General features: G+C 65.3%; 9 protein-coding genes and 1 pseudogene. 6 read left to right on the plus strand and 4 right to left on the minus strand.

What is annotated here, in order from left to right:
- Window positions 1-128: 128 nt before the first annotated feature.
- The 4 genes from ABGA94_RS19550 to ABGA94_RS19565 form a co-directional block, all read right to left on the minus strand.
- The gene (locus ABGA94_RS19550) at window positions 129-500 is read right to left on the minus strand and encodes a DUF423 domain-containing protein (protein ID WP_005415687.1); all 372 of its coding nucleotides are present in this window, start codon (window positions 498-500) and stop codon (window positions 129-131) included.
- Window positions 501-604: 104 nt separating this feature from the next.
- On the minus strand, window positions 605-1,678 hold the full coding sequence (locus ABGA94_RS19555; RefSeq protein WP_005415686.1) for an SRPBCC family protein: 1,074 nt from the start codon (window positions 1,676-1,678) through the stop codon (window positions 605-607).
- Between the two features lie 234 nt (window positions 1,679-1,912).
- Window positions 1,913-2,554 (minus strand): response regulator transcription factor, encoded by a 642-nt coding sequence (locus tag ABGA94_RS19560; RefSeq protein WP_006424175.1) that lies wholly within the window; start codon window positions 2,552-2,554, stop codon window positions 1,913-1,915.
- Window positions 2,554-3,750 carry a sensor histidine kinase gene (locus tag ABGA94_RS19565; RefSeq protein ID WP_053497662.1) on the minus strand — a complete coding sequence of 399 codons (1,197 nt, stop codon included), beginning with the start codon at window positions 3,748-3,750 and terminating at the stop codon, window positions 2,554-2,556. The genes ABGA94_RS19560 and ABGA94_RS19565 overlap by 1 nt, the downstream gene beginning before the upstream one ends.
- A 151-nt stretch (window positions 3,751-3,901) precedes the next feature.
- On the opposite strand from ABGA94_RS19565, the gene ABGA94_RS19570 reads away from it, so the two are divergent.
- From ABGA94_RS19570 to ABGA94_RS19595, 6 genes and pseudogenes are all read left to right on the plus strand, one after another.
- On the plus strand, window positions 3,902-4,498 hold the full coding sequence (locus ABGA94_RS19570) for a GNAT family N-acetyltransferase (protein ID WP_005415684.1): 597 nt from the start codon (window positions 3,902-3,904) through the stop codon (window positions 4,496-4,498).
- Window positions 4,444-5,289 carry a septum site-determining protein MinC gene (minC, locus tag ABGA94_RS19575; RefSeq protein WP_049413254.1) on the plus strand — a complete coding sequence of 282 codons (846 nt, stop codon included), beginning with the start codon at window positions 4,444-4,446 and terminating at the stop codon, window positions 5,287-5,289. The genes ABGA94_RS19570 and minC overlap by 55 nt, the downstream gene beginning before the upstream one ends.
- Window positions 5,290-5,324: 35 nt before the next feature.
- Entirely contained in the window at window positions 5,325-6,134 is an 810-nt protein-coding gene (gene minD / locus ABGA94_RS19580; RefSeq protein WP_005415682.1) for a septum site-determining protein MinD, read from the plus strand.
- Window positions 6,135-6,136: 2 nt separating this feature from the next.
- Window positions 6,137-6,397, plus strand: coding sequence for a cell division topological specificity factor MinE (gene minE, locus ABGA94_RS19585; protein WP_005408532.1), 261 nt, complete (start codon window positions 6,137-6,139; stop codon window positions 6,395-6,397).
- Window positions 6,398-6,443: 46 nt separating this feature from the next.
- Window positions 6,444-6,920, plus strand: a pseudogene (locus ABGA94_RS19590) (hypothetical protein); the annotation flags it as partial.
- 14 nt (window positions 6,921-6,934) lie between these two features.
- The coding region (locus ABGA94_RS19595; RefSeq protein WP_375367960.1) for a hypothetical protein at window positions 6,935-7,010 on the plus strand (76 nt) is incomplete at its 3' end.

Consider the following 7,010-nt stretch of genomic DNA (forward strand, 5'->3'; position numbering starts at 1 on the left):
CACAGCACCGGCTCGCGGCCGGCGGCGCGTTTCTTTTGGTTACTTTTCTTTTCGCGCGAAAAGAAAAGTAACGCCCATGAACCATCACGATCGCATCGGCATGGATCGGAGCGACAGCCCTGCGACCCTCACCGCCTCAACGCATTGATCGCCAGCAATACCCACCCGGCCATCATGCTGGTGCCACCGATCGGCGCCATCCGTGTCGGCCACTGCCACAACGCCCCACCCACCAGGCTGCCGGAAAACAGCAGGACCCCCAGCAGCAGCACGTACAGCGCCAGGTGTGCGATCACCCCCTGCGCGCGCGGCCCAAGCGCGACCAGCACCGCGCCATGCGCGAACGCATACAGCGCCGCCATGTTCAGATGCTGCTGCGCCAACGGGTCGGCCACGCCATGCGATGCATAGGCAGACAGGCCGATCGACACGGCAGCCAACAGCGCCCCCAGGCAGGCCAGCAGGGAAGGCTTACGTGCGCGACGTTCCAGATTGAACATGAGGGCTCCTTGCGCAGCGCCCCTTGCCGGGCGCCGGATGAAAAAAAACGCGCCGCAATGAGCGGCGCGTTTTCGTGTCCAACACTACATGGGTCAGCCGGGGATTACTTGACGGCCCAGTAGATGTCGTAGGTACCTTCCGGGGTGAACGACTTGTCGATGCCGTCCTTCCAGGTTTCGTACGGACGGTCGATGACTTCGTTGCCCGAGGTCACGGCCCAGGCACGCAGGCCGTTGCGCGCCACGTCCAGACCCGCCATGTGGCCGGTGTAGGCCGCATGCGCCGAACGGTGCGGAGCAACGTGCACGTACTTGACCGGAGCGCCGCCGTCGATCTTGACGGTCAGCTCGTCGGCAGCAGCACCTTCGGCACCCTTCTTCTTCACCGGCTGGGCAATGTCGAAGGCGTACTTCTCCTGGCCGAAGTCGGTGGTGATGATGCGGAACGGACCGGCAGCTTCAAGGCCATTGGCCTCCATCACGCGCTTGATCCACTCCTGGTTGTCCTTGATGGACTTGGTGATGGTGTCCTGACCGCGGTCCACGTTGCCGGCGTTGACCACCAGCAGGTTCTCGGCCGGCACTTCAACGATGGCCAGGTCGGTCAGCGGGGCTTCCGGCGTGCGGTAGTCCACGTTCGGCACGGTTGCGAGCATGTTGGCCATGCGCGACAGACCCATCTTGATGTCGTCGCCGATCTGGCGGCTGACATACAGGCCGGCGTAACGGCCGAACAGGTCGAAGCCGTACTTCACCGAGTAGTCCTGGGTGATCTTGACGTTGCGACCGCCCTTGCCGGTCGGCTCCAGGTTGAAGGTGGTGACCTTGTCGTGACCCTTGGTGGCGTCCTCGATGGCGATCACAACACGCTTGTTCTCTTCGGCTTCGGTGATCTTCCAGGAACCGGTACCCAGGTCCTTGGAGGTGAAGTCGAGGGTGGCACCGACACCCGAGGCCGGGCCGGACAGCTTCAGGTCAACGGCGGGATCGCGCAGTACCAGCGGGTTCCAGTCCTTGAAGCGGCGCAGGCTGCTGACCGTGTCGTACACGATCGTCATCTTGCGGTTGGTCTCGATGCTTTCGGTGATGTGACGCTCGCCCGGCAGACATACGCCAATGATGACGAACAGGCCAGCCACGATCCCCAAGGCGATCAGGAACTCGATAATACGGGTCATTCAGAGAGTCTCCGGGGCCGATCCCACGGCCGGGTTGATTGAAGCGAAGCGCCAATCCTAGCAGGCTTCGCGGGCATTGTTTATCGGGATTGGCGCACCGGTTTCCCTGCCGGCTGCGTATTTGTATGGACAAAGGATTCGAAGGGTAACGCATACCGCTACCCGGCAAGTAGGGGTCAACCCTGGCGGAAACCCCCGGCCACGACCCAAGTCTTTGTACTTGAAAGATTTTTCTTATACCAGCTGGAGTTCGAAGGCCTTCAATACGGCACGCGTACGGTCGCGCACACCCAGCTTGGAAAGGATGTTGGACACGTGGTTCTTGATGGTGCCCTCGGCGACGCCCAGCGAATTGGCGATCTCCTTGTTGGAGAAGCCACTGGCCATCAGCCGCAGGATCTCGGTCTCGCGGTCGGTCAGCGGGTCCGGGCGGTCCAGGCTGACGAATTCATTGCGCATGTGCTCCAGGCCGGACAGCAGGCGCTGGGTTACCGCCGGCTGCACCAGCGATCCCCCGTCGGCCACGGTGCGGATGGCACCGACCAGCTGTGCCAGGGTGACGTCCTTGAGCAGGTAGCCCTTGGCACCGGCCTTGAGCCCGGCCAGCACCAGCTGATCGTCGTCGAAGGTAGTGAGGATGATGGTCGGCGGCAGCTGTTCCTGCCTCGACAGCACCTGCAGGGCCTCCAGCCCCGACATCACCGGCATGCGCATGTCCATCAGCACCACGTCGGGGCGTACCTGGGGGATCAGCTCGACCGCCTGCCGGCCGTCGCCGGCCTCGGCCACCACCTCGATGCCGTCGTCGAGCGCCAGCAGGGAGCGGATTCCCTGCCGCACCAGGGTTTGGTCGTCGACCAGGCAGACGCGAATCATCAACGCACTCCTTCAGGAACCTTGGTAAGGGCCGCCACCAGCACCGTTGCCGGCACCGTCGCCCGCAGCCGGAAACCCTCACCGGGGCGGGTTTCGATCTGCAGCTGGCCACCACATTGTTGCAGGCGCTCGCGCATGCCGCGCAAGCCATTGCCCACATTGACCATATCCGCGCCGACGCCGTCGTCGCGGGCCTCGACCACCACCCGATCGGGGGCTTCACGGTACACCTTGATCCACAGGTGGCGGGCACTGGCATGGCGCACCGCGTTGGTGATGATCTCCTGGGTGCAGCGCAGCAGTACGTGGGCCCGCTGCGGGTCCTCCACGTTCAGCGGATCCTCGATCTCCAGCTGGATGTCCAGCGAGGGCACGTTCTCGGTCAGCGGGCGCAGGGCCGCGGCCAGATCGATCGCGCCGGTCTCGCGCAGCTGGCTCACGACCTCGCGCACGTTGCCCAGCAACAGCTTGGCCAGCGCGTGCGAGCGCTTCACGTGATCCAGGGCCTGGCCCTCGGCCAGGTGCCCGGCGACCTCCAGGTTCAAGGTCAGCGCGGTCAGCTGGTGGCCCAGCAGGTCATGCAGTTCGCGCGAAATGCGGGTGCGCTCGTTGACCCGCGCGCTCTCGGCCAGCAGGGCGCGGGTGGCGCGCAGCTCTGAATTGAGCCGGCGCTGCTCGTCGCGGGCCTCGGTCTGCTGACGCGCAACCAGGCTGGTCACGAAGATGAACATGGAGAAGCCGCCGTACAGCAGCGACTGCATCACCGCTTCGAACAGCGGGAAGCGCAGCAGCATGTAGTAGACCGGAGCCACGGCCAGCTGGCTGACCAGCAGCCACAGCACCCCCAGCCGTACCGACAGCATCCACGGAATGACCCCGGCGGCGACCATCATCAGGATGCTGCCCAGGCCCGACCCGCTGAGGAAGCTGACCCCCAGCGCCGAGACCGTCAGCAACAGCAGCAGGCTGCGGTCCAGCCAGCTGGTGTGGCTGTCGCTGCGCAGGATGCGGGTCAGCCAGTAGTAGGCCGTGCCGAAGGACAGGTAGGCAACGAACAGCAGGATCGCCCAGCCGCCCATGTCAGCGCGGCTGTGCAGGTTCTCGAACTGCGAGTACGCCAGCGGCAGGCCGACCATGACCCAGGTGAACAGGCCGGCCAGGCGGAGGACGCGGGTATGGCTGAGGACTCCCAACATGCCAGCACTCTACGGGCCCGGCCTGCGTCGCGCACTCCCACGGAAGTCATGCCCCTGCAGTCGCCTGTTCATGCCGCAGCCCACCCCGGGCATGCAATAATCGTGCGCAGGGTCCCTTGATGGACCAACCGCGTTACCCCACGGAGTCACAATGTCGATTGTCATCCGCGACGTGCGCGAGCACGAGCTCGATTCCGTCCTGGCTTTGAACAACAATGCTGGCCTGGCCATCCTTCCCCTGGATGCGGCTCGCCTGCGCCTGTTCTATGAAACCGCTGAATACTTCCGCGTCGCCGAGCGCGACGGCAACCTGGCCGGCTTCCTGATCGGCTTTGGCAGCGACAGCCAGCACGACAGCAGCAATTTCGCCTGGTTCAAGCAGCAGCTGGACACCCCGTTCTTCTATATCGACCGCATCGTGGTCGCCAGCCGCCGTCGTGGCGGCGGCGTCGGCCGTGCGTTCTATGCCGACGCGCAGAGCTTCGCCGAACTGCGCTACCCGCAGATGACCTGCGAAGTCTTCCTCGACCATGGCGCCGATGCCGCCCTGCTCTTCCACGGCAGCTTCGGCTTCCGCGAGCTGGGCCAGAACACGATGCCGCAGGTCGATGTGCGCGCCAGCATGCTGGCCAAGGAACTGTGCAGCTACCCCTGGGTCAAGGAGACCTACGGCGGCAAGCTGCCGGATGTGGCATGGACACGCGCACGGCAGCTGCCGGCGCAGGCACAGCGGCCGACGGGGACCTGAGCGTGGCGGTGAATTTCGATTACGAACAGGCCGGTGAACTGAAGATCGGCCAGGTGGGCATCGCCAACCTGCGCATCCGTACCCTTGATGTCGAACGCCTCGTGCAGGAAATGCGCGAGCGCGTGACCCGCGCCCCGAAGCTGTTCGGCCGCGCCGCGGTGATCCTCGACTTCGGCGGCCTGAGCCAGGTGCCGGATGTGGCCACCGCGCAGGCGCTGGTCGATGGCCTGCGCAGCGCCGGCGTGCTGCCGGTGGCGCTTGCCTATGGCACCAGCGCGATCGACCTGCTCTCGCAGCAGCTCGGCCTGCCGCTGCTGGCCAAGTTCCGAGCGCAGTACGAGCGTGCCGAGGCCGAACCGGCCCCGCCGCCGCCTGCACCGGAGCCGCGCCGCGCAGCCCGTGCCGAACCGAAGCCGGCCCCGGCAACGCCGGTGGCCAAGGTGGCCGACGCGGCTGCACCAAAGCCGGGCCGCATGCAGCTGGGCAACGTGCGTTCGGGCCAGCAGCTGTACGCGGAGAACTGCGACCTGACCGTGATGGCCACCGTCGGCGCCGGCGCCGAGGTCATTGCCGATGGCAGCATCCACATCTACGGCACCCTGCGCGGCCGCGCGCTGGCAGGGGCCCAGGGCAACACTGCGGCACGCATTTTCTGCCGTGATTTCCATGCGGAACTGGTCGCCATTGCAGGCCATTACAAGGTACTGGACGATGTCCCGGACAACCTGCGCGGCAAGGCCGTGCAGGTGTGGCTGGAACAGGACCAGATCAAGATCGCTGCGCTGGACTGACGCAGCCCCCAAACAGAATCATCAGGAGAAGTCCTTTGGCTGAAATCATCGTAGTCACCTCCGGCAAGGGCGGCGTCGGCAAGACCACTTCCAGCGCGAGCCTGGCCTGCGGCCTGGCTCGGCGCGGCAAGAAGGTGGCGGTGATCGACTTCGACGTCGGCCTGCGCAACCTCGACCTGATCATGGGCTGCGAACGCCGCGTGGTGTATGACTTCGTCAACGTCGTGCACGGCGAAGCCACCCTCAAGCAGGCCCTGATCAAGGACAAGCGCTTTGACAACCTGTACGTGCTGGCCGCCTCGCAGACCCGCGACAAGGACGCACTGACCCAGGAAGGCGTGGGCAAGGTCCTGAAGGACCTGGCCGCCGACGGTTTCGACTACATCATCTGCGACTCCCCGGCCGGCATCGAGAAGGGTGCCTTCCTGGCGATGTATTTCGCCGATCGTGCGGTGGTGGTGGTGAACCCGGAAGTGTCGTCGGTGCGCGACTCCGACCGCATCATCGGCCTGCTCGACTCGAAGACCCACAAGGCCGAGTCCGGCCAGGACGTGCCGGCCTTCCTGCTGCTGACCCGCTACACCCCGCTGCGCGTGGAAAGCGGCGAGATGCTGAGCATCGCCGACGTCGAGGAAGTGCTCGGCCTGAAGGCGATCGGCGTGATTCCGGAATCGGGCGACGTGCTCAACGCCTCCAACAAGGGCGAGCCGGTCATCCTGGATGTCGAATCCGCTGCCGGCCAGGCCTATGAAGACGCCGTCGCGCGCATCCTCGGCGAAGAACGCCCGATGCGCTTCACCAACGTCGAGAAGAAGGGCTTCTTCAGCAAGCTGTTCGGAGGGTAAGCATGGGCCTGTTTGATTTCCTCAAAGCGAAGAAGACCACCGCCGAAACCGCCAAGAACCGCCTGCAGATCATCATCGCGCAGGAACGCAGCCACCGTGGTGGCCCGGACTACCTGCCGCTGCTGCAGCGCGAGCTGCTGGAAGTGATCAAGAAGTACGTGAACATCGACGTCGATGCGGTGAAGGTCGACCTGGTAAAGGATGGCCAGCACGACGTGCTGGACATTTCCGTGGCGCTGCCCGAAGGTCCGGACAAGCCCTGATCCCCTGCCCCGCCCGTGCCTGCATGGGCGGGGCTGTCTGACCCGCATGACCGATACGACAACCGCCGTGGACATCACCTGCGTGGGCGACATCGCCTTCGCCGACGCGCAGCGCCTGCTCGCCGCGCATGGCCTTCGGCTGCACCACGTGGCGCCCGGCGAACCGATTCCCGGCAGTTACTGGGGCGAGCCAGAGGCCGGCATCATCGCCAGCAACGTGTACGTACGCGATGACACGCCCGTGCACTCGATGCTGCATGAGGCCTGCCACCTGATCGTACTGCCGCCGGAACGGCGTGCGCAGGTGCACACCGATGCCACCGACTCGGTGGCCGAGGAAGACGCGACCTGCTACCTGCAGATCGTGCTGGCCGGGCAGCTGCCCGGTGTCGGCAGCCAGCGGCTGATGGCCGACATGGATGCGTGGGGATATACGTATCGGCTGGGATCTACCCAGGCGTGGTTTGAACAGGACGCCGAAGACGCGAAGGCGTGGTTGATCGAACGCGGCTTGCCGGTGGCGTGCTGTGGGACCCGATGCCGGTGCTGTGCGACGACGCGCTATGTCCCGCGCAGCGCGATGGCCGCCCGCTGTTCTTCGATGGCGATCATC

This window comes from Stenotrophomonas sp. 3diitr2024 (assembly GCF_042136455.1).
GTDB classification, from domain to species: domain Bacteria; phylum Pseudomonadota; class Gammaproteobacteria; order Xanthomonadales; family Xanthomonadaceae; genus Stenotrophomonas; species Stenotrophomonas sepilia.